Consider the following 20,597-nt stretch of genomic DNA (forward strand, 5'->3'; position numbering starts at 1 on the left):
GTTCGGACTATGCCACGTGATTTGCGATCTTATTCGATGATAATTGCGGGGCTTTCCGGGGCCGGTGCGGGTTCGGCCGCGGGGCTTTCTGGTGCTGCGGGGCCGCAATCCCCCTGAAGTGTCTGATACTGCTGCCGCAGCCAGCTCAACGCCTGTTCCGGGTCGCGATCTTCGATTTGACCCGTCAGCGATGCAAAGACCTCGGATGACCGAGAGTCGTTGATCATTGCATAGCCGGATGGGTTCCCATCTGCATCGACCGATCCACCCAGGGCAATATCATAGACAAAAAATGCAATTGCGACCAGCAACAGCCCACGGATCACCCCGAACAAAAAGCCCAGACCGCGGTCAATCCCGCTGAGCGAAGATCGTTGTATCATGCCAGACAAAAGCGGCGTGAAAAGTGAAAAGACAACCAAAGCTGCTGCAAAGACTGCGGCTGCTGCAACGATAATCGCTATCTCGCAGCTGTCACCGACAAAATCGCCGACCACAGGAACCTCTTTCACCAGCGGTTCGACCTGAGGTGTCAGCAAAAATGCCGCAACGGCTGCACCGATCCAACCGACAATCGCCATTGCTTCGCGGACAAATCCACGGGAATAGGCCAAAATGGCAGACACGATAACCAAAACGACGACGCCGCCGTCAACAATGTTAAAACCTTCCATTCCCTCGCTCCTTTGGTCGCGCTAATCTGCGCCGAAGACATCACCGACAAAACCGGCCAGATCACCAAATTGACGAACAGCGATCCCGTTGATCTGCGACTGTTTCGCACTTGAAGGTGCCATGGCCGTTTTGAAACCAAGTTTTTGGGCTTCTTTCAACCGATTTTCCGTTTGAACGGCGGGTCTTAATGCCCCGGACAGGCTGATTTCGCCAAAAAGGACACAGTCTTGCGGCAAACTAACATCTTCACGTGCAGAAAGCAGAGCCGTTGCAACCGCTAGATCCGCAGCTGGTTCGGTGATGCGTAGCCCGCCCGCAACGTTAAGATAGACGTCTAAGCCGGTGAAAGGTATGCCGCATCGCGCCTCCAGAACGGCTAAAATCATCGCCAGCCGTCCGCCATCCCAGCCCACAACGGTGCGCCGCGCCTGGGAATGCGGCGACGGCGCAACAAGGGCCTGAAATTCGCACAGAACAGGCCGAGTGCCTTCGATGCCGGCAAAGACCACCGATCCGGGCGCAGGATCGCCGCGTTCCGACAGAAACAGGGCCGAGGGGTTTTTGACCTCAACCAACCCACGGCCAGTCATCTCAAACACACCGATTTCGTCGGCGGGGCCAAACCGGTTCTTGACGGCGCGCAGAATGCGGAACTGATGGCCACGTTCGCCCTCGAAATAAAGAACGGTGTCCACCATGTGCTCAACCACGCGGGGGCCAGCGATCTGGCCGTCCTTGGTCACGTGACCGACCATAATGACCGAGATACCGCGCCGTTTGGCAAAGCTGGTCAGTTCATGTGCGGCCGCGCGCACCTGACTGACCGACCCTGGCGCTGCCTCGACATTATCGGCCCACATGGTCTGGATCGAGTCGATGATCACCAGATCGGGCCGTTCGGTGTCAAGCGTTGTCAGGATATCGCGCAGATTGGTTTCCGAGGCCAGCGCGACGGGGCTTTCCGTCAACCCCAACCGCTGCGCGCGCATCCGGATCTGGGCGGCGGCCTCTTCGCCCGAGATATAGATGACCTTCAGCCCGTTGCGCGCAAACCGGGCGGCGGCCTGCAGCAGCAATGTCGATTTCCCGATGCCCGGATCGCCGCCCACCAGCAGGGCCGATGCCTGTACCAGCCCGCCGCCCAGAACACGGTCCAATTCCGCCACTCCGGCCAGGGTCCGTTCAGGCGGGGTTTCTTCGGTCGACAGATCCGTCAGCGCAATCGCCCGCCCCCGCGTCGACCCCAAGGATTTCGAGGATGGCCCCGCGCTTAGCGGTTTTTCTTCGATGATCGTGTTCCACTCGCCGCAGTTTTCACAGCGACCCGACCATTTGGTATAGGTCGCGGCACAGGCCGTACAGGTGAACTGGGGGGATTTGGCCATATCTATGCCTTGGCCGTCGTGGTTGTAACGTCCAGGCGGGACTGTGCGATCGACAACTCGATAGAGGCCAGAATGCAACCGGTGAACAGATAAAGACCCCATGCGATTTCGATCTTGCCCAGACCAATGCCTTTGAACACAACGACATAAAGCGCGACCAGAAAAATGTCTGCCATCGCAAGCTTGCCCAGATATCCGATCACCGGAGATGTGCGGTGATCCAGCAGGCCGAATTGCAGCAAAGCCAATCCGATGGTTTTCAGATATGGCGCAAACAATGCGAACAACGTGACCATCAGCGCCAGAAACACGTCGCTGCCCCAAAGCGACTGCAGGCCCGAAATCACGCTGATTTCCGACAGTCCGAACAGCGGCAGAAGTCCCGCGCGCATCAGGGGGGCAAACCAGGCAATGGGAAAAAGGATCAGCAGCGAAAGGTTCAGGATGCGCAGCACCCATCCGTAGGGGGTCGTTTGAAATGTCATGTCGGTCAGGTGGCAGGCCCGCAGGATTAAGTCAAGTTTAACGCACCGCTTCAATCGGGCCTTCGGCCTTGCCGTGAATGAATTGCTGGACGTAAGGGTCATCGGTCTGGTCCATCTCGGCCACGGTGCCGGTCCACTGGATCACCCCGTCGTGCAGCATGGCAACGCGATCTGCAATGGACCGGACGGAGGTCATGTCGTGCGTGATGGTCATCGCGGTGGCGCCCATTTCAACCACGATTTCGCGGATCAGATCGTTGATGACACCGGCCATGATCGGGTCCAGCCCGGTGGTGGGTTCGTCGAAAAAGATGATCTCGGGGTCCGCCGCGATGGCGCGGGCCAGGCCCACACGTTTTTGCATACCCCCCGAAAGTTCGGCCGGAAAACGGTCGGCCACATCAGATTTCAGACCCACGCGGCGCAGCTTATCAATGGCTATTTCGCGTGCCTCGGCCTTGGGTCGTTTCAATTTGCCGCGCAGCAGACGGAACGCCACATTCTGCCAGACGGGCAGACTGTCAAACAGGGCCGCCCCCTGAAACAGCATGCCGAAGCGGGCCAGGAATGCATCGCGGTCGGCTTCGGTGACATCCTGATCATCGACAATGATCTGGCCGCTGTCGGGTGTGACCAGCCCCAGAACGCATTTCAGCGCGACCGATTTACCAGTGCCGGACCCACCAATGATGACCATGCTTTCGCCCTTGGGTACATTCAGTGTCATGCCGCGCAGCACCTGATTATTGCCAAAGGCCTTATGAACGTCGTTAAGCTGGATCATGCGGAAAACAACAATGCTGTTAGGCCAAAGTTCGCAGCCAGGATCAGAACCGCTGCGGCCTCGACCGAGGATTTGGTGGCCTTGCCGACGCCCTGTGCCCCACGGCCCGAGTTCATGCCATAGTAGCAGCCCATCAGTGCCGCGATCCCACCAAAGGCCGCGCCCTTGATCAGCGATGATATGATGTCGGCCGCCTCAAGAAAATCAGCCGTGTTGCGCAGATAGGTGGCCGGGTTGAATCCAAGTGTCTGCACCCCCACGATAAAACCGCCGGCGATGCCGATGATATCGCCGATCCCCACCAGTATGGGGACCACGATCAATGCGGCCAGAACGCGGGGGGCAGTCAGATATTTCATAGGGTTCGTCGACAGGGTAACCAGCGCATCGATCTGTTCGGTCACCCGCATCGTGGCGATTTCAGCGGCGACTGATGATGTCACGCGGGCCGCGATCATCAGCCCGACCATGACCGGACCCAGTTCCCGCACCATGCCAATGGCGACGATCTGGGGCACGACAGCCTCGGCGTTGAAACGTGCACCACCTGCGTAGATCTGCAGGGCCAGCGCGCCGCCGGTGAACAGCGCTGTCAGCCCGACGACGGGCAGAGAGAAATACCCAATCACAAGAATAGCGTTGAAAAACTCGCCCACATAGAACGGCGGGCGAAAGAAATGGCTGATCGTTTGCAGCACAAACACTGTGAACCGCCCGATCCCGGCCAGCATGTTCAGTGTCTGGCGGCCAAGCGCGCCAAGGGGCGTCAGGATCAGGTTCATCCGATGTACCGTCTGTTGTAGCGTTGCCCAAGCGATGTCAGGATTTCATACCCGATTGTCCCTGCTGTCGCGGCCAGATCATCGACGCCCTGATGGGGGCCAAGGATATCCAGATGCGACGGCACATGCGACAGGGCGCTGACATCAATCGTAATCAAATCCATCGAGACGCGGCCCACAATAGGGCAGGGGGTGTCATCGGCATAAAGCTGCCCCTGATTGCCCATCGCGCGGATCAGTCCGTCGGCGTAACCTGCGGAAACGGTCGCAATCGTGGCGGGTCCGTCGGCGATCCAGGTGTTGCCATAACCCACGGCCTCACCCGGAACCAGTTCGCGCAGCTGTACGATCGGCAGTGATAATTGCACGGGTTTTGACGCAGTATCAAAAGGTTGCCCGCCGTAAAGACCGATGCCAGGACGCGTGATGTCAAAGTGATAGCCCGGATCCAGCAAACAGCCGCCCGTGGCCGACAGGGACAGGGGGCAATCAAGGCCTTCGGTCATCTTGCGAAAGGCTTCCAGTTGAAATCCGTTCATCGGATGCCCCGGTTCATCGGCGCAGGCCAGGTGACTGATAACCATCGCCGGTCCCTGCGCCATGACCAGTTCGGCGACCGCGGCCCATTCGCCGGGTTCCATCCCCAGGCGGTTCATGCCGCTGTCCAGCTGGATGCCAAAGGGGTGTCCTGGCAGGGCTTCAAAATGACGGGTCAGCTGATCGACCGAGTTGATCATCGGGACCAGTCCCAGATCACTGATCATGTCGGTGTCACCGGCCATATGTCCCGAAAAGATAAAGATTTCAGGGCCTTCCCCCAAAGCCTGCCGCACCGCTGCGCCTTCCTCGACCACGGCGACAAAGAACTTGCGTGCCCCCGCCTTGGCCAGTGTGCGGGCCACACGGCCTGACCCCAGACCGTATCCGTCCGCCTTGACCACGGCACCCGTTTCCGTTCCCGATCCGGTCAAACGGTCCAGCGCGCGCCAGTTTTCGGCCACCGCATTCAGGTCAATGGTCAGTGTTCCCGTCGCCATTAGCGCGTTTTGACAGGCAATTGGCGAAGGTCAAGCGAAAACGGGGTTCGATCGGTGGGCTTTGAACAAAAAACGTCGTTGTGAAACCGCAAGCGACTGATGTGATGCCCAGGCTGAATTTCAAAGCTGTTCGACCGTCACTTTTGTCAGATAGAAGGCCAGATGATCCTTGATTTCCGCCGCACCGTCGATGGGGGTTTCATAGGTCCAGGCCGCGTCTTCTATCGTTTCACTTTTGGTCACGATCGAAAAGTAATTCGCAGTGCCCTTATAAGGGCAGCGGGTGGTGCTGTCAGTCGGTTCCAAAAACGCCATCGCCAGATCGCTGCGGGGGAAATAGATGGCGGGCGGATAGGGGCCTTCGCTCAGCTCAAGTGCATCGCTGGATTCACCGATCACCGCGCCGCCGACGCGCACAACCCAAGTGCCGGGTGCCTTGCGAATTTTGATGTGATCTGCCATGTGATCCCCCCTTTTCCTTGCATGACGTTCGTAACAGCACTGTGTCAAAGTGGCCTGCAGGCCCGTTCCAACCACGCCCGCGCACTGTCACTTAACCGGTCCTGCAACCTGGTGAAACAGTCGGCGTGATAGTCATTCAGCCAACTGCGTTCCGCCGTCGTCAGCATATCCAGTCGTATCAGACGTCGATCAATGGGAACATAGGTCAGCGTTTCGAAAGACAACATCTGACGGTCATCCGCGCCGGGCAATTCGGGCGCGGGTTGCACGACGATCAAATTTTCTATGCGGATGCCAAAGGCCCCATCGCGATAATAGCCCGGTTCATTCGACAGGATCATACCGGGTTTCAGCGGAACCTCGGACGCGCGACTGATCCGTTGCGGGCCTTCGTGCACGCCCAGATAAACGCCAACGCCGTGGCCCGTGCCGTGGTCAAAATCCAGCCCCGCGGTCCAAAGGGGAAACCGCGCCAGCGCGTCCAGATCGCGGCCCGCCAGCCCCTTGGGGAACCGCACGCGGCTCAGCGTGATCATCCCCTGCAGCACGCGGGTGAAGCATCTGCGTGGCTCTTCATCGGGGTCACCCATGGCGATGGTGCGGGTGATATCGGTGGTGCCGTCGATATATTGCCCGCCGCTGTCGACCAGCAACAGATCACCGTCGCGGATTTTGCGGTTGGTTTCGGTGGTCACGCGGTAATGCACAATCGCGCCGTTGGGGCCGGTGCCGCTGATGGTCTCAAAGCTGATGTCGCGCAGGGCGTTGGTGGCGCGGCGATAGCCCTCCAGCGCTTTGACCACATCGATCTCAGTCAGGGTTTCGGCGTCTTGAGCATCCAGCCAGGCCAGAAATTCAACCACCGCCGCGCCATCGCGCAGGTGCGCCTCGCGCGTGGCTGTAATCTCGGCGTCAGTTTTGCAGGCCTTGGGCAGGATGCAGGGGTCTTCGTCATAGGCAATCTGAGCCTTCGTCACCTGCCGCGTTACTTCAAGCGGGGCCGATTTCGGATCAACACGGACCGTGCCGGTCAGTTGGTTCAGGTGATCGGTGAAATCAGTGATCGGGTGCAGCCGCACGTCGCCGCCAATGTGATCCGTCAGGTCGCCCAAGCTAGAGTTGTTGCTGAACAGGTCCACGGTCTCATCGGCGCGCAGAATGGCAAAAGCCTGCACGACCGGCATCCGATCAATGTCACTGCCGCGGATATTCAGCAGCCAGGCGATGCTGTCGGGCAGGGTCAGGATGGCACAATCGTGATCTGCGTCTTTCAGTGTTTGCGCAACTTCACTGCGTTTTTCGTCATGAGTTTTTCCCGCGAGATCGGCGGGATAGACGATGGTCTTGCCGTCGGGGGCAGAGGGCTGATCATCCCATATGTGGTCAATCAGGTTCGCCGGATCGGGGCGTAGGGTGATATCGGTACCCTTCAGCGTTTTCTCAATCTGCTCAATCTCATGTTGCGTGTGCAGCCAGCTGTCAAAGCCGATGATGCCGCCGGTCAGCTGATCTTTCAGCCAATCGCCCGGCTTGGTCTCGGGCCAGTTGACGGGGGTAAAGACATCGGCCACCTGATCGCGTACTTGCAACCGATAGCGCCCGTCAATGAAAACGCCCGCGATATCCTTCAGGGCGATGCAGAACCCGGCCGAGCCCGTAAACCCTGTCAGCCACGCCAGGCGTTCATCCCGCGGGGCGACATTTTCGCCCTGATGCACATCTGCGCGCGGGATGATATAGCCATCAAGCCCCTGATCGCCCATCGCGCCCCGCAGTTTCGCCAAACGCGGAGGCCCCTGTTCCGGTGTCGTCGTGGGATCAAAGGTCTGAAACATATGGCGCCCCTTTTGCGGTTTCAGATGTTGTGCCTTTTGGGGCGGGGCTTGTCGAGGGGGAGTAAGTTGATAGTTGAAGTGCTTTATTCAATGTTTTTCAGGAGGTCCCGGATCAAGTCCGGGACCGCGCCACTAGTTTTCCAGTTAAGCCCGTCGTGGAATACGCCGTTTTTGAAATCCGGTTTTTGTCTGCTCGAAGCCTGCCTGATGATAGAAGTTAATAGCGTCAGAGCGGGTTGATCCCGTCAGCAGCATGACCTTATAGCACCCCTGTTGCCACGCAATCTCGGTCGCCGCATCAAGGATCATCTTTCCCAACCCGCGCCGTCTGAAATCCGTATGGGTGACAACATTTTCAATCAGACCATATGGCGTGCCCGCGCGCGTCAGGTTCGGTACAACGACCAGAGTGCAGGATGCAACAAGTTGGCTATCAATCTCGCCCAGAAAAATACCGCTGCCGTCGTACTTCAGAAAGGCGTCAAAAACCGTCTCGGCCTGTGTTTTTGAGGGGCGCCGGTCCTCTGGCATAAGGTGCCGATAGAGGTCCAGCAGGTTTTCTAGGTCTGTACGAACGGCCTGACGAATATGCACGCTGACGTCACCCTGCCTTCTTCAGTCCCATGACCCGCGCCCTTGCCCTTGGGTCGCTGTCGAACAGGCTGGCGAGTTGTTCGGTCATAGCGCCGGCCAGTTGTTCGACGTCGGTGATCGTCACGGCGCGGTCGTAATAGCGGGTGACGTCGTGGCCGATGCCGATGGCGATCAGCTCAACCGCTTTCCGCTTTTCAACCATGGCAATCACGTCACGCAGGTGTTTTTCCAGATAATTCGCGGGGTTAACAGACAGGGTTGAGTCGTCGACCGGCGCGCCGTCGCTGATCACCATCAGGATTTTGCGGGCCTCGACACGGCGCTCCATCCGGCGATGCGCCCATTCCAGCGCCTCGCCGTCGATGTTTTCTTTCAGCAGACCCTCTTTCATCATCAGGCCCAGATTGTCGCGGGATCGCCGCCAGGGGGCATCGGCGGATTTATAGACGATGTGGCGCAGGTCATTCAGGCGGCCGGGCTGTTGCGGACGCCCGTCGGCCAGCCATTGTTCGCGGCACATCCCGCCCTTCCACGCGCGGGTGGTAAAGCCCAGAATTTCGACCTTGACCTGACAGCGTTCCAGCGTGCGGGCCAGGACATCGGCGCAGATGGCTGCGATGCTGATCGGACGCCCGCGCATGGACCCCGAGTTATCCAGCAACAGCGTCACGCAAGTATCTCGGAACTCGGTATCTTTTTCGACCTTGAAGCTAAGTGGTGTCGTGGGGTTGGCGACCACACGGGCCAGCCGGCCTGCGTCCAGAATGCCTTCCTCAAGATCGAATTCCCAACTGCGGCTTTGTTGCGCCTGCAGGCGACGCTGCAGTTTATTCGCCAAGCGGCTGACGGCACCTTTCAGAGGGTCCAACTGCTGGTCCAGATAGGCGCGCAGGCGTTCCAGTTCGGCGGGTTCGGCCAGATCTTCGGCAGCGATTTCTTCGTCGTTTTCGGTGTTGAAAACCTGGTAATTCGGATCAGCGTCGGACACGGGCTGCGGGGCGGGAGGCTCAAGCGGGGCCTCGCCCTCGGGCATATCAGCCTCGTCCCCCATTTCCGCATCGGCCATGTCATCCAGTGTCACACTGGCTTGAGCCGCATCCTGCTGTTCTTCCTGCGATTGCTCGGGCGAGGCCTCGACGTCATCTTCCTGGTCCTGATCGTCCTGCCCGGTGCTGTCGGGTTCCTGATCCGGGTCATCACCGCTTTCGGCTTCATCTTCCTGATCGTCATCGTATTGGTCGGGGTCATCGCCCAACTGATCGCCATAGCCCAGATCGCTGATGATCTGACGCGCAAATTTGGAAAAAGCGGTTTGATCTGAAAGGGTTGCTTCCAGATCGTCCAGCGTGCCGCCTGCGCGATCTTCGATAAAGCCGCGCCAAAGCTGCATCACGTTATCGGCCCCTTTGGGCAGGTCGCGACCTGTGGCCAGATGCCGGATCAGATAGCCCGCAGCGGTGGCCAGTGGTGCTTCGGTTGGGTCCTTGATCTGATCATACCCCCGCCGCATTGCCTCGGACCCGATTTTGGCGTCTATATTTCCCGCTGTGCCGGGCATATGCTGCGCACCAACGGCTTCGATGCGGGCCGTTTCCATCGCTTCATACAGATCCCGCGCCATCTGCCCTTGTGGGGCGTAACGGGCGTGGGTTCCGGTGTCATGAAACTTGTGCCGCAGAGCCAGCGCGTCGGCGGTCCCGCGGGCCAACAAAACTTCGTCCCGTGTCATGCGGCGACTGACCTGTGGCAGCCTGATCGTGTCGGCCGTTTGCCCCGGTGGGTCGACCGTATAGCTGACCGATAGCTCAGGATCATCGGCCATGACCTTGGTGGCCTCGGCCAGGGCTTTTTTGAAGGGATCAGCGGGATTGTCAGAGTTTGTCATAGCGCTGCATCATATGGCGGATTTGCCGATGGTAAAGACCAATCCGAATGAGATGCCTGCGGCATCAGGTTTGAGGTTTTGCGCCGCGCTGGCGCGCGTCGCCGTGCCTGCGGCGCGAGTATTTTTGGAACAATAAAAGAAGGTGTAGTTATTACAAGCCTTCTAGGCCTGAGTAGTCGATATTCCTCAGGACGCGATCAAATTTGTCAGGTTCACGGGACTTGATGGCATTGATGGTTGCAGCAGATCGCATCTGACGCATTTGTGCCTCGGATTGGGTTTCGCACTGACGAAAAGCGTCGGACCAGCCCTGGGCGTAGTCGCGGTCAGAATTGAAGCGTGTCTGGTCCTTGCGAAATTGTTCGAACAGATCACCGGCGGCCTGGCGTCCAGAATGGCATCCGTCATCGAAACCTGCACGATAACTGGCAGATGTATTGGATCTGTCTGATATCATCGTTTCAGATGGTTCCGGTAGATCGCATGCGAACAGTGCAAATGCAGGCAAGGCTATAATCCAACGCATCTTGATCATCCAATATATGCAATTACGGATTCATCAACGACACAATACATCTAAAAGTTGTTTTTTGGCAAGCCCGCTTAGTATAACAGAATGTCATCTTCTTCTTGGTTAAAATACTCTGGGGGTGAAGGCCGTCTCTGAAACGCTCTGGCAGAGCGTTTCAGGCCTGAACGGGCGAAGCCCAGGCGGGGCAAAGCCGCAATTGCGCGCAGCGCAAATCTTACCCCAGGCTCATGCTGGCGGCGCTTTCAGGCAGTTCCTCGTCAAAGCAGCGCTGATAGAATTCGGCAACAGTCTGGCGTTCCAGTTCATCGCATTTGTTCAGGAAGGTCAGTCGAAAGCCGTAGCCCACGTCGCGGAAAATTTCGGCGTTTTGGGCCCAGGCGATCACTGTCCTTGGGCTCATCACAGTCGACAGATCGCCGTTCATGAACGCCGTCCGGGTCAGGTCAGCCACGGTGACCATCTGGCCCACGGTTTTGCGACCTTTTTCAGTGTTGTAATGCGGGTTTTTAGCCAGAACGATGGCGGCCTCGGCATCGTGGGACAGATAGTTCAACGTGGCCACCAGGCTCCACCGGTCCATCTGGCCCTGGTTGATTTGCTGGGTGCCGTGATAAAGCCCCGTCGTGTCGCCAAGGCCCACCGTGTTGGCCGTGGCGAAGATGCGGAAATAGGGGTGGGGGGTGATCACCTGGTTCTGATCCAGCAGGGTCAGTTTCCCGTCGACCTCAAGCACACGCTGGATCACAAACATCACATCGGCGCGACCGGCGTCGTATTCGTCAAACACAATCGCCGTCGGATTGCGCAGCGCCCAGGGCAGGATACCTTCTTGAAATTCGGTGACCTGTTTGCCGTCTTTCAGCTTGATCGCATCTTTGCCGATCAGATCAATCCGGCTGATGTGGCTATCCAGATTCACGCGCACACAGGGCCAGTTCAAACGGCTGGCCACCTGTTCGATATGCGTCGACTTCCCGGTGCCGTGATAGCCCTGGATCATGACACGGCGGTTGTGGCTGAAGCCTGCAAGGATCGCCAGCGTCGTATCGGGATCGAATTTATAGGTGCCGTCCAGATCAGGCACGCGGTCGGACCGGTCGGCAAAGCCCTTGACTTTCATATCGGTATCGATGCCGAATACCTCGCGGACAGAGATTTCTTCGGTTGGTTTTGCATTCATGTCCATGGTCCCGTCCGCCATCATCATACCCTCACGTCTATGCGTGGATTGTGGTGCAACATATCGCCGGAACACGCAAGAGGGGGATGCGGTGGTGGTGCCTTATTTCATTTAGATACTGACGGTTTTTACAGGAAATCCGGTGCGGCAATCTGCGCGTCCGCGCAGCATGCCTGTTTATGACAACTTCAAGTCCCATGTCACGTGGCTGTAACATTGGTTAATGTAACGTGTCCTGCATCGCAAGGCTTGCATGTCGCAAGACCCAGTTGGAGGATAAAGATGGATCGCAAGACAATTGTGAATGACCCCGAATATGGCAACAAGGCCGAGGCATTCGAGGCATTCGACGACATCCCGACAAACCCGAATCTGTCGAATACCATTGGTGACGTGATCAACCGCCGGTACGGTCGCCGTGACATGCTGCGGGGTGCGCTTGGTGTGACGGCTGCGACGGCGCTGTTTGGCACATCCGCCCTGATCTCGCCCAAGCAGGCAGCTGCCCAGACAGCTGCGAACAGCCGCTATAATTTTGACGAACTGACCTGGGGCAACGACATCAATCACCACATCGCCGACGGGTATAACGCTGACGTGCTGCTGCGGTGGGGTGACCCCATCACCGCCGATGCGCCCGAGTTTGATCCGCAAAACCAGACGGTTGAGGCGCAACTGAAGCAGTTTGGCTATAACAACGACTATGTCGGCTATACCGCGCTGGACGAAAATCGTGGCATCCTATGTGTGAACCACGAATACACCAACGAAGAGGTCATGTTCCCCGGTCTTGGTCGTCAGGATCGCGCCGGATTTGAAGGCATGACGAAAGAGATCGTCGACATCGAAATGGCCGCCCATGGTGGCACGGTCGTCGAAATCCAGAAGGGTAGCGACGGCAAATGGTCGGTGAACCGCAACAGCTGGTACAATCGCCGTATTTCGCCTTTTGATACCGAAATGACATTCTCGGGGCCGGCTGCAGGACATGACCGGATGAAAACCAACGCCGACCCAACCGGCCTGGCGGTGATCGGCACGATCAACAACTGCGCCGGTGGTATGACGCCCTGGGGTACGTACCTGATGGCCGAAGAAAACTTCCACGGATATTTCTGGACCGATGTCGTGGATGCCGATGGCGACCCCGATGTGTCGGCCCAGCCCGAGGCCGTATCGATGCGCCGTTATGGTGTGCCTGGTCGTTGGTACGCCTGGGGTCAGTACTATGACCGCTTCAACATCGACAAAGAACCGAATGAGCCGAACCGTTTTGGCTGGATTGTCGAGGTTGATCCGCGCGACCCGACCGCGACGCCGATCAAGCACACGGCGCTTGGCCGGTTCCGCCACGAAGGCGCGGAAACCACCGTCAGCAGCGACGGTCGCCTGGTGATCTATTCTGGCGACGACAACCGCTTTGACTATCAGTACAAGTGGGTGTCGCGGAACGTGGTGAACGAAGAAACCGCTGTCTTCGGCAGCAGCCTTCTGTCGGACGGCACGCTTTATGTGGCGCGGTTCAACGAAGACGGCACCATCGATTGGCTGCCGCTGCGCCATGGTGAGGGCCCGCTGACCGCTGAAAACGGCTTCAAGGATCAGGGTGATGTAATGATCGACACACGCCTGGCCGCCGACCTGTTGGGCGCCACACCGATGGACCGCCCCGAGGACGCTCAGCCACGTGGCGACGGCACGGCCTATATCATGCTGACCAACAACACCCGTCGTCAGGCCGATCAGGTCAATGCTGCCAACCCGCGCGCTGAGAGCGCCTTTGGTCACATCATCGAGATCAAGGAAGAGGGCGGCAACCACGCAGCCACCCGCGGCACCTGGGACATTCTGGTGAAATGTGGTGACCCGACCGTGGCCGAAGTGGGCGCCGAGTGGAACCCCGAGACCAGCGAAAGCGGTTGGTTCGGATCACCCGACAACTGTGCGATCGACGCAGATGGTCGTCTGTGGATTTCGACCGACCAGGGCAGTAACTGGGGTCGCACGGGTAAGTCCGATGGCCTTTATGCCCTGGAAACCGAAGGTGATCTGCGCGGTCATTCGAAACTGTTTTTCCGCTGCCCTGTCGGCGGTGAACTCTGTGGCCCGTACTTCACCGACGACGCCGAAACGCTGTTCCTCGCGGTTCAGCACCCGGGCACCGACGGCACAAAGGACTTCGAGGGGTTCGAGCGTGACTCGACCTTCGAAGACCCTGCGACCCGTTGGCCCGACTTCCAGGACGGCATGCCACCGCGCCCATCCGTCGTGGTCGTCACGAAACAAGGCGGCGGCAAAATCGCTGTTTAATCAAACCACTATTCTTAGAAAGGGTCCCTTCGGGGGCCCTTTTGTTTTTTAGCGACCTCTGGTCGCTTGGCCTGACGGCCTTGAGTATTTGGGCCAAGAAGAATGGGTGTACTGCGCCTTATATCTTCTTCTTGGCTTGGGCTCCGTCCGTTCGGGCCTGAAATCGTCCCCTGGGCGATTTCTTTTTCGGTCCTCACACTCTCGCCGAAGGCAATGCAGCTGTAGGCTGCGGAAAAAACTGTGGCGCGTGGCGTTTGGGTGAATATGATAATGTAAATAAGTAGGGAGGCAGCCATGACAGACACTCCGGCCTTGGGCGTGCCCGACCTTGGGCGCGTCAATATGCAGACGCTGCGCGATGCCTTGGCCCATGGGTGGCGTGATTTCAAAACGGCGCCGCTGTTCGGGCTTTTCTTTGCCAGTGTTTATATTCTGGGCGGTCTGTTGATGTTCTGGGTCACGCAGATCACCGGTCAGACCTATTGGCTCATTTTCGCGGCCATCGGATTTCCGCTGATCGGACCTTTCGCAGCCGTGGGGCTTTATGAAGTCAGTCGCAGGCTTGAAGCGGGCCTGCCACTGCAATGGGCCAGCATTCTGGGCGTCGTCATGTATCAGCGCAACCGGCAACTGCCCTGGCTTTGTGCGATCATCATTATCATTTTTCTGTTCTGGTTTTTCATTGCCCATATGATCTTTGCCCTGTTTCTGGGCCTGTCGACGATGACGAATGTCTCGACTTCGTACGAGATTTACCTGACCCCGAACGGCCTGATGATGCTGGCCTTTGGAACGGCGGTCGGTGGCGCCTTTGCGCTGTTGATTTATGCCATCACCGTTGTCGCCCTGCCGCTTTTGCTGGACCGAGAGATCGATTTCGTCACTGCCATGATCACCAGCTTCAATGTCGTGATGGAAAATCCTGTGCCGATGCTGCTTTGGGCGCTGATCATTGCGTTGATGACCTTTGCTGCGATGATCCCGGCGTTTCTGGGGCTGTTCGTTATCCTGCCGCTGCTTGGACATGCGACGTGGCATCTGTATCGGTCGCTGGTGATCTGACAGCCTTCGGCGAAAAATCACCGGATTGCTGGTCTTCGCCGATGAAATCTCGGCGGATTAGCTGATGCATGCCGGATTGCTGGCCTGGCCCAAAGGTTGCTGGTTCTTTTAGCCAGCCCTTGCGACGCTTCTTTCATCTGATTGAAAGAGGTTGCCGTCATGCAGATCACATCCCGAACCGCTCTGGAAATTGCCTGGCATGAAGCCCTGGTGCGCCAGGCCTATCGCGACAGCGTCGGTGTCTGGACCTGGAGCATCGGGCTGACCAATGCTTCGGGGCATCAGGTCTATCCCCGTTATCTCGACAACCCGCAACCCATTCGCCGTTGTCTTGAGGTCTGGCTTTGGGCGCTGGAACGCTATGCGGTTCGCGTGCGCGGTGCCTTTGACGGGTTCGACCTGACCGAGGCGCAATTCGCCGCAGCCCTGTCCTTTGATTTCAACACTGGCGGGATAACCCGTGCGACCTGGGTGCGGCTGTGGAAAGACGGGGATGTCGACGGGGCGCGCCGCGCTTTCCTCAATTGGCGCCGCCCGCCCGAGATCATTCCAAGGCGCGAGAAAGAACGCGATCTGTTCTTCGACGGCACCTGGTCAAATGATGGGTTTGTATCCGAAATCACCCGGCTGACTGCTGACTATCGCCCGATTTTTTCCAGTGCGGTGCGGCAGGATATACGCGATGATATTGAACGTCTTCTGGGCAATCGGGCCGCGGCATAATCACTGCGGTGCGATGCCCTGATCAGCGGTCACAGGCCGCGGAATGCCAAAGAACGCGATCAGGGCCGAGATCAGGCAAAGCCCGGTGCAGATCCACGCGATGCGGGCGAAAGCGGCGTTCATGGCGATGATGTGGCCTGCCGTATCGGATGCGGCGCCAAAACTGTCCAGTCCGCCTGCCATGGCATAGGTCGACGCCGCCAGACTGCCCATAGCCGCCACCGCCAACAGCCCCGCAATGCGCGAGATGGCGTTGTTCACACCCGAGGCCGCGCCTGAATTCTGATCATCCACAGCGCCCATTACAGCGGCCGACAGGGGGGCCACGACAAAGGCCATGCCAAAGCCAGTCAGCATCATCGCAGGAAAGACGCGGAACCAGACATCCTGATCTGCCATGGTGGCAGCCAGTAACCCATACCCCAGCCCTACGATCAGTGATCCAAAGGCAATCATCCGTCCCGCACCGAACCGGTCGGCCAGACGCCCCGATACAGCAGAAAGGGTCGAGATAAAGACTGACAGTGGCGCAAAGATCGCGCTGGTCACAATTTCTGTCACCCCCCAGCCCGCGATCAGCGTCATTGGCAGAAAGAACAGCATCGCCGACAGGGCGAAGTAAAGCGACAGCGTTGCTATGTTTGCGGCTGCGAACCCCGGCAGGCGGAACAGTCCAAGGGGCATCATGGGGTGTGGCGATTTCAGTTCGACCAGAATGAAACCCACCAGGCAGGCCGCCCCGGCGGCGCCGTAGATCATCGTCGGGCCGTTTGTTGCGGTCAGGGCATAGGCCACCAACCCAAGTCCCGCCGTGGCCAGCAGGGCGCCTGACAAGTCGATACCACGCGGGCCCGCCACCGGGTCCGATTGCACGTGCCGCCATAACAACCAGAGTGCCAGTGCGCCGAAGGGCAGGTTGACGGCGAAGATCCAGCGCCACATCTCATCCCCGCCCAGGGTCAGGGCAACGCCGCCGATGATTGGGCCAAGCGCCGTGGTCAGCGCCGATGCTGCAGCCCATATGCCGATGGCCCGGCCGCGTTCCTCTTTCGGGTAGGTGCGCGATATCAGCGCCAGCGACCCCGGTATCATGAATGCGGCACCGATGCCTTTCAGGCAGCGGGCGATGATCAGGGTTTCAGACGTGGGGGCGACCGCACAGGCCAGGGACGCCAGGACGAAAAAGCAGATGCCGATGGAAAAGATGCGCACAAGGCCAAACCGATCGCCAAGCGCGCCCCCCACCAGGATCAGCGCCGACAGCGTCAGCATATAGGCGTTCGAAAACCACTGCGCCTGTTCCAGGGTGGCGCCCAGACTTGCGCGCATGGCAGGCAGGGCGATGGCCACGACCGATCCGTCGATGAAGCCCATGGAAGATGCCAGAATGGCCGCGATCAGGATAAAACGCCGCGCGCGTGCCTGACACAGGTCGGAATAGAAAGCAGGCGCCGAAGGTATGTTCGGCGCCTGCTGGATCGTCATATTCCTGGCAACCTAGGCTTTTTTCTCGGCCGGTGCTGCTGTTGCTGTTGCAGGCTTGGGCGCGCCGGGCTTGGCACCGGACAGCGGTTCGTCCTGACGCTGAACCGAGCCTTCAAAGTGGGCACCGTTTTCGATCGCGATCGTCTTGTGGATGATGTCGCCTTCGACACGGGCGGTCGACGTCAGGCGCACCTTCAGACCACGGACGCGGCCCAGGACCTTGCCATGAACCACGACATCGTCTGCAATGCATTCGCCCTTGATCACGGCAGTTTCGCCGACAGTCAGCAGGTGGGCGCGAATATCGCCTTCGACGTTGCCTTCGACCTGAATGTCGCCGGGTGTCTTGATGTTACCTTTGACATGCAAATCAGCCGAAATCAGCGATGCAGGTGCTTTTGGTTTTGGGGTCGAAGTCGGTTTTGGATCTGTTGAAGATGACACTGGTGATGTTACCTTATTCTCAGTGGGCTTCGGGGCCTCGGTTGGTTTTGGTGTTGGTTCGTTGATTTTGCTCTTAGAAAACATCTCTTGCAGCCTTGATATAGGTCATTGGGTTGACGGGATTCCCTCCGACGCGCACTTCGTAGTGCAGGTGTACACCCGTTACACGTCCAGACGCTCCCATATCACCGATCTGGTCCCCACGCGAGACCCTTTCGCCAACTTTCACGCGAATGGCGGATAAATGAGCATAGCGCGTCTCAATTCCGAATTCATGTTTGATCTTGACCAGACGGCCATAGCCCGATTGCCAGCCCGCGTGGGTCACAACGCCATCGGCGGTCGCATAAAGCGGGGTGCCTGAAGGTGCTGCAAAGTCAACGCCATTGTGCATCCGGCGACCACCGGTCTTGGGATCACGGCGAAAGCCAAAGGGGCTGGTGAAGCGGAAGGATGATTTTACCGGTTCGGCAAAGGGCGCCTTTTCAGCGGCCAGACGATAGAGGTTCAGCCGGTCCATCTGGTTAAGGATTTCATTGGCGCGGATGCGGTTCTGGCTTTGCTGTTCGCCCTTGGTCGAAAACGACAGGGGGGTCAGCGGGCCACCTTGACCGGAATAGGCGCGCTTGACCTGACGCAGTATTGAATCGGTATCCATACCCGCGGCCGAAAACATCTTTTCCAGCGGTTCGACAGAAACGGTCATGGCTTCTTCCAATTGACGGAAGATGGCGTCATTTTCGTCTTCCATGATCTGGATCTGAAGGGCCAGGTCATCAGCCGTTTCAATGGCGTCCGCAGCATCGGCGATAACGGTGTCGCGTTCCTTGGCTGTCTGTTCCAGTGCATCACTCAGGAAATTGACAGCACCTGCCATATCGTTTGTGCGCACAGGTCCATTTGGCCCAATCTCTGCGTCCTGCAGTTTCGCGGTCAGAACATTGGCATCATAGCGGGCCTCGTCGCGTTCCTGCATCGCGCGGCGCAGGGTGGCGTGGACGGCCTCCATCCCGGTTTCAAGTTCTTTGCGCTGATCTTCCAACTGCAGCAGTTGGGTTTGCATCTGCGACACCTGCTCAAGGGCTGCATTAAAGCGTTGCTGCGCGGCAAGCGCTTCGGCCGTGCGGGCATCGCGTTCTTCGGCAAGTGCATTCAGGCGGGCCTGATACATTGTCTGGTCGCGCTTGGCCTGTTCACGAAAATTACCTGCGCCGATGTTGTCCATCAGCAGGATCGCCGTTGCGATGATCGACCAGGCGATCAAGGCCGATCCGCCAACCCAAAACAGCAGCTGAGAGGTTGGCTTGAGCAAGATAAATCTGGTGTCGGTATCTGAACGTAGAAAAAGACGACGCTCAGGGAACACACGCTCAAGCGCGTGGTTTATTCTGTTGATTAGCGGTGGCTTCACTTCAACTGCCCTGTTCTGTTACCCGGGTTCTTTTATCGCGTTCCCCCAAACGCGGTCCTGAATTCAATTAGCTTTCCTGCGCGATAACCGCAAGATTTTTGGAAAACTATCGGCAAGTTTAGTGACATTATTGCGTTATGGTGGCGTAAAATTGCTTATTTCCGCAACGGAACCTCGTCAGACAGGGGCCAATAGAAATCAGGTGGCAGGCCCGCTTCGGCGCGTTTTTCTTCGTTAAAAGGCGGCTTGAGGGGCCCGTGAAAATAACGGCGCACAAGATCGTGAAAGATCTCTTTCGGATCCTTGTCATGTCGCCCACACAGAAAGTGAAACCATTTCGACCCATAGGCCACATGGTGCACCTCTTCGCTATAGATGACCTCAAGTGCCGCTACAGCCTGATCGTCCTTGGCTTTGCGGAAGATGTCGATCATGCCGGGGGTCACATCCAGGCCGCGCGCTTCAAGCACCATGGGCACGACAGCCAGCCGCCCCATGAAATCCTGTGCCGTGTCTTCGGCGGCGCGCCACATGCCGGCATGGGCGGGCAGGGCGCCATAGTGGCTGCCAAGCCGCGCCAGACAGTCCGAGACCAGACCGAAGTGTTTGGATTCCTCATCTGCCGCCTTCACCCAATCGTCGAAAAACCCAATAGGCATCGGCACATCGGAAAACCGCGCGATGATGTCCCAGTGCAGATCAACTGCGTTCAGCTCGATATGAGCGACCGCATGCAGAATGGCTGCGCGGCCCTCGGGCGTGCCGGGGCGGCGGCGGGGGACATCACGGGGCGACAACAGTTCCGGTTTGTCAGGTCGCGCCGGGCGCAACGGCGGATCAGCCCGACCGATATCGGGGCGGGCATCATCCTGACGCGCTGCAAACCAATCCGCCGCATAGCGCCGCGACAGTTGCGTCTTGGCCACCGCATCGGCGGTCTGCAACACGTCGCAGGCCATTTCTGCAAGCGGCTTGATCACAGCGCTTTCACAGCTTCAAGCACCGCTTCGGCATGACCGGGCACCTTCACCTTGCGCCAGACCTGCGCAATCTTGCCATCGCCATCAATCAGGAACGTCGCGCGTTCGATGCCCATGTATTTCTTGCCGTACATCTGCTTTTCGACCCACACGCCATAGCGTTCGCAGACATCGCTTTCCTCATCCGACAGCAGTGTCACCTTCAGCTCATGCTTATCACGGAACTTGTCGTGTTTCTTGACGCTGTCTTTTGACACACCCAGAATGGTTGCGCCTGCGTCTTCGAAGGCCGCAATATGGTCGGTAAAGGCAATCGCCTCTTTCGTGCAGCCCGACGTATCGTCTTTGGGATAAAAATACAGGACAATCTTCTTGCCCTTCAGATCAGACAGGCTGACCTGGCCCTCGCCGTCCCGTGGAAGTGTGAAATCGGGTGCCTTTTCTCCGATATCTGCCATTTTTTCGCCTTCCTTGATGCAAACAGTTGTGACTTCCGTTCTAGTGCCGGTAAGATGGACTTAAAGGGATGAAACAGCAACATGCCGC

Annotated in this window: 20 protein-coding genes; 3 read left to right on the plus strand and 17 right to left on the minus strand. The window is 58.2% G+C overall.

Features of this window, described 5'->3' with window-relative positions; translation table 11 throughout:
- Positions 1–29: 29 nt before the first annotated feature.
- The 12 genes from H7848_RS12410 to cobS all read right to left on the minus strand — a co-directional run bounded on the left by H7848_RS12410 (position 30) and on the right by cobS (position 11,657).
- A complete protein-coding gene (locus H7848_RS12410) occupies positions 30–674 on the minus strand; it encodes a CvpA family protein (protein ID WP_208351986.1) in 645 nt (214 codons plus the stop codon).
- A 21-nt stretch (positions 675–695) separates the two neighbouring features.
- Positions 696–2,060 carry a DNA repair protein RadA gene (gene radA / locus H7848_RS12415; RefSeq protein WP_208351988.1) on the minus strand — a complete coding sequence of 455 codons (1,365 nt, stop codon included), beginning with the start codon at positions 2,058–2,060 and terminating at the stop codon, positions 696–698.
- A 2-nt stretch (positions 2,061–2,062) separates the two neighbouring features.
- Entirely contained in the window at positions 2,063–2,545 is a 483-nt protein-coding gene (locus H7848_RS12420) for a paraquat-inducible protein A (RefSeq protein ID WP_208351989.1), read from the minus strand.
- Between the two features lie 37 nt (positions 2,546–2,582).
- Positions 2,583–3,329, minus strand: coding sequence for an ABC transporter ATP-binding protein (locus H7848_RS12425; protein WP_208351990.1), 747 nt, complete (start codon positions 3,327–3,329; stop codon positions 2,583–2,585).
- Positions 3,326–4,111 carry an MlaE family ABC transporter permease gene (locus tag H7848_RS12430; RefSeq protein WP_208351991.1) on the minus strand — a complete coding sequence of 262 codons (786 nt, stop codon included), beginning with the start codon at positions 4,109–4,111 and terminating at the stop codon, positions 3,326–3,328. The genes H7848_RS12425 and H7848_RS12430 overlap by 4 nt, the downstream gene beginning before the upstream one ends.
- Entirely contained in the window at positions 4,108–5,148 is a 1,041-nt protein-coding gene (gene alr, locus H7848_RS12435; protein WP_208351993.1) for an alanine racemase, read from the minus strand. Before alr ends, H7848_RS12430 begins: the two co-directional genes overlap by 4 nt.
- Positions 5,149–5,268: 120 nt before the next feature.
- Positions 5,269–5,610, minus strand: coding sequence for a DUF427 domain-containing protein (locus H7848_RS12440; protein ID WP_208351995.1), 342 nt, complete (start codon positions 5,608–5,610; stop codon positions 5,269–5,271).
- Between the two features lie 44 nt (positions 5,611–5,654).
- The gene (locus H7848_RS12445; RefSeq protein ID WP_208351998.1) at positions 5,655–7,445 is read right to left on the minus strand and encodes an aminopeptidase P family protein; all 1,791 of its coding nucleotides are present in this window, start codon (positions 7,443–7,445) and stop codon (positions 5,655–5,657) included.
- 144 nt (positions 7,446–7,589) lie between these two features.
- Positions 7,590–8,039: a GNAT family N-acetyltransferase gene (locus H7848_RS12450; RefSeq protein ID WP_208352001.1), complete on the minus strand. Its 450-nt coding sequence runs from the start codon at positions 8,037–8,039 to the stop codon at positions 7,590–7,592.
- Between the two features lie 7 nt (positions 8,040–8,046).
- Positions 8,047–9,924 carry a cobaltochelatase subunit CobT gene (gene cobT, locus H7848_RS12455; RefSeq protein WP_208352004.1) on the minus strand — a complete coding sequence of 626 codons (1,878 nt, stop codon included), beginning with the start codon at positions 9,922–9,924 and terminating at the stop codon, positions 8,047–8,049.
- 151 nt (positions 9,925–10,075) lie between these two features.
- Entirely contained in the window at positions 10,076–10,450 is a 375-nt protein-coding gene (locus H7848_RS12460; RefSeq protein WP_208352007.1) for a hypothetical protein, read from the minus strand.
- 220 nt (positions 10,451–10,670) lie between these two features.
- Positions 10,671–11,657 carry a cobaltochelatase subunit CobS gene (cobS, locus tag H7848_RS12465; RefSeq protein WP_208352009.1) on the minus strand — a complete coding sequence of 329 codons (987 nt, stop codon included), beginning with the start codon at positions 11,655–11,657 and terminating at the stop codon, positions 10,671–10,673.
- A 261-nt stretch (positions 11,658–11,918) separates the two neighbouring features.
- On the opposite strand from cobS, the gene H7848_RS12470 reads away from it, so the two are divergent.
- From H7848_RS12470 to H7848_RS12480, 3 genes are all read left to right on the plus strand, one after another.
- Positions 11,919–13,946 carry a PhoX family protein gene (locus H7848_RS12470; RefSeq protein ID WP_208352011.1) on the plus strand — a complete coding sequence of 676 codons (2,028 nt, stop codon included), beginning with the start codon at positions 11,919–11,921 and terminating at the stop codon, positions 13,944–13,946.
- 294 nt (positions 13,947–14,240) lie between these two features.
- Entirely contained in the window at positions 14,241–15,008 is a 768-nt protein-coding gene (locus H7848_RS12475; RefSeq protein ID WP_208352012.1) for a DUF2189 domain-containing protein, read from the plus strand.
- Between the two features lie 159 nt (positions 15,009–15,167).
- The gene (locus H7848_RS12480; RefSeq protein WP_208352013.1) at positions 15,168–15,731 is read left to right on the plus strand and encodes a lysozyme; all 564 of its coding nucleotides are present in this window, start codon (positions 15,168–15,170) and stop codon (positions 15,729–15,731) included.
- Here H7848_RS12480 and H7848_RS12485 read toward each other — a convergent pair whose 3' ends face one another.
- The 5 genes from H7848_RS12485 to bcp all read right to left on the minus strand — a co-directional run bounded on the left by H7848_RS12485 (position 15,732) and on the right by bcp (position 20,509).
- Positions 15,732–17,216, minus strand: a complete 1,485-nt coding sequence (locus H7848_RS12485) for an MFS transporter (RefSeq protein WP_208352014.1) — start codon at positions 17,214–17,216, stop codon at positions 15,732–15,734.
- A 12-nt stretch (positions 17,217–17,228) separates the two neighbouring features.
- Positions 17,229–17,744: a bactofilin family protein gene (locus H7848_RS12490; RefSeq protein WP_208352015.1), complete on the minus strand. Its 516-nt coding sequence runs from the start codon at positions 17,742–17,744 to the stop codon at positions 17,229–17,231.
- Positions 17,734–19,071, minus strand: coding sequence for a DUF5930 domain-containing protein (locus tag H7848_RS12495; protein ID WP_208352017.1), 1,338 nt, complete (start codon positions 19,069–19,071; stop codon positions 17,734–17,736). Before H7848_RS12495 ends, H7848_RS12490 begins: the two co-directional genes overlap by 11 nt.
- A 155-nt stretch (positions 19,072–19,226) precedes the next feature.
- Positions 19,227–20,030 carry a ferritin-like domain-containing protein gene (locus H7848_RS12500; protein WP_208352073.1) on the minus strand — a complete coding sequence of 268 codons (804 nt, stop codon included), beginning with the start codon at positions 20,028–20,030 and terminating at the stop codon, positions 19,227–19,229.
- A 17-nt stretch (positions 20,031–20,047) separates the two neighbouring features.
- On the minus strand, positions 20,048–20,509 hold the full coding sequence (gene bcp / locus H7848_RS12505; protein ID WP_208352020.1) for a thioredoxin-dependent thiol peroxidase: 462 nt from the start codon (positions 20,507–20,509) through the stop codon (positions 20,048–20,050).
- Between the last annotated feature and the right edge of the window lie 88 nt (positions 20,510–20,597).

This window comes from Pseudaestuariivita rosea (assembly GCF_017592335.1).
In the GTDB taxonomy this organism is placed as follows: domain Bacteria; phylum Pseudomonadota; class Alphaproteobacteria; order Rhodobacterales; family Rhodobacteraceae; genus Parasulfitobacter; species Parasulfitobacter rosea.

Excerpts from the sequence above, each read along its gene's own strand:
- H7848_RS12410 (WP_208351986.1), bottom strand. The coding sequence starts at position 674 with ATGGAAGGTTTTAACATTGTTGACGGCGGCGTCGTCGTTTTGGTTATC.
- radA (WP_208351988.1), bottom strand. The coding sequence starts at position 2,060 with ATGGCCAAATCCCCCCAGTTCACCTGTACGGCCTGTGCCGCGACCTAT.
- H7848_RS12420 (WP_208351989.1), bottom strand. The coding sequence starts at position 2,545 with ATGACATTTCAAACGACCCCCTACGGATGGGTGCTGCGCATCCTGAAC.
- H7848_RS12425 (WP_208351990.1), bottom strand. The coding sequence starts at position 3,329 with ATGATCCAGCTTAACGACGTTCATAAGGCCTTTGGCAATAATCAGGTG.
- H7848_RS12430 (WP_208351991.1), bottom strand. The coding sequence starts at position 4,111 with ATGAACCTGATCCTGACGCCCCTTGGCGCGCTTGGCCGCCAGACACTG.
- alr (WP_208351993.1), bottom strand. The coding sequence starts at position 5,148 with ATGGCGACGGGAACACTGACCATTGACCTGAATGCGGTGGCCGAAAAC.
- H7848_RS12440 (WP_208351995.1), bottom strand. The coding sequence starts at position 5,610 with ATGGCAGATCACATCAAAATTCGCAAGGCACCCGGCACTTGGGTTGTG.
- H7848_RS12445 (WP_208351998.1), bottom strand. The coding sequence starts at position 7,445 with ATGTTTCAGACCTTTGATCCCACGACGACACCGGAACAGGGGCCTCCG.
- cobT (WP_208352004.1), bottom strand. The coding sequence starts at position 9,924 with ATGACAAACTCTGACAATCCCGCTGATCCCTTCAAAAAAGCCCTGGCC.
- H7848_RS12460 (WP_208352007.1), bottom strand. The coding sequence starts at position 10,450 with ATGCGTTGGATTATAGCCTTGCCTGCATTTGCACTGTTCGCATGCGAT.
- cobS (WP_208352009.1), bottom strand. The coding sequence starts at position 11,657 with ATGGCGGACGGGACCATGGACATGAATGCAAAACCAACCGAAGAAATC.
- H7848_RS12470 (WP_208352011.1), top strand. The coding sequence starts at position 11,919 with ATGGATCGCAAGACAATTGTGAATGACCCCGAATATGGCAACAAGGCC.
- H7848_RS12475 (WP_208352012.1), top strand. The coding sequence starts at position 14,241 with ATGACAGACACTCCGGCCTTGGGCGTGCCCGACCTTGGGCGCGTCAAT.
- H7848_RS12480 (WP_208352013.1), top strand. The coding sequence starts at position 15,168 with ATGCAGATCACATCCCGAACCGCTCTGGAAATTGCCTGGCATGAAGCC.
- H7848_RS12485 (WP_208352014.1), bottom strand. The coding sequence starts at position 17,216 with ATGACGATCCAGCAGGCGCCGAACATACCTTCGGCGCCTGCTTTCTAT.
- H7848_RS12490 (WP_208352015.1), bottom strand. The coding sequence starts at position 17,744 with ATGTTTTCTAAGAGCAAAATCAACGAACCAACACCAAAACCAACCGAG.
- H7848_RS12500 (WP_208352073.1), bottom strand. The coding sequence starts at position 20,030 with ATGGCCTGCGACGTGTTGCAGACCGCCGATGCGGTGGCCAAGACGCAA.
- bcp (WP_208352020.1), bottom strand. The coding sequence starts at position 20,509 with ATGGCAGATATCGGAGAAAAGGCACCCGATTTCACACTTCCACGGGAC.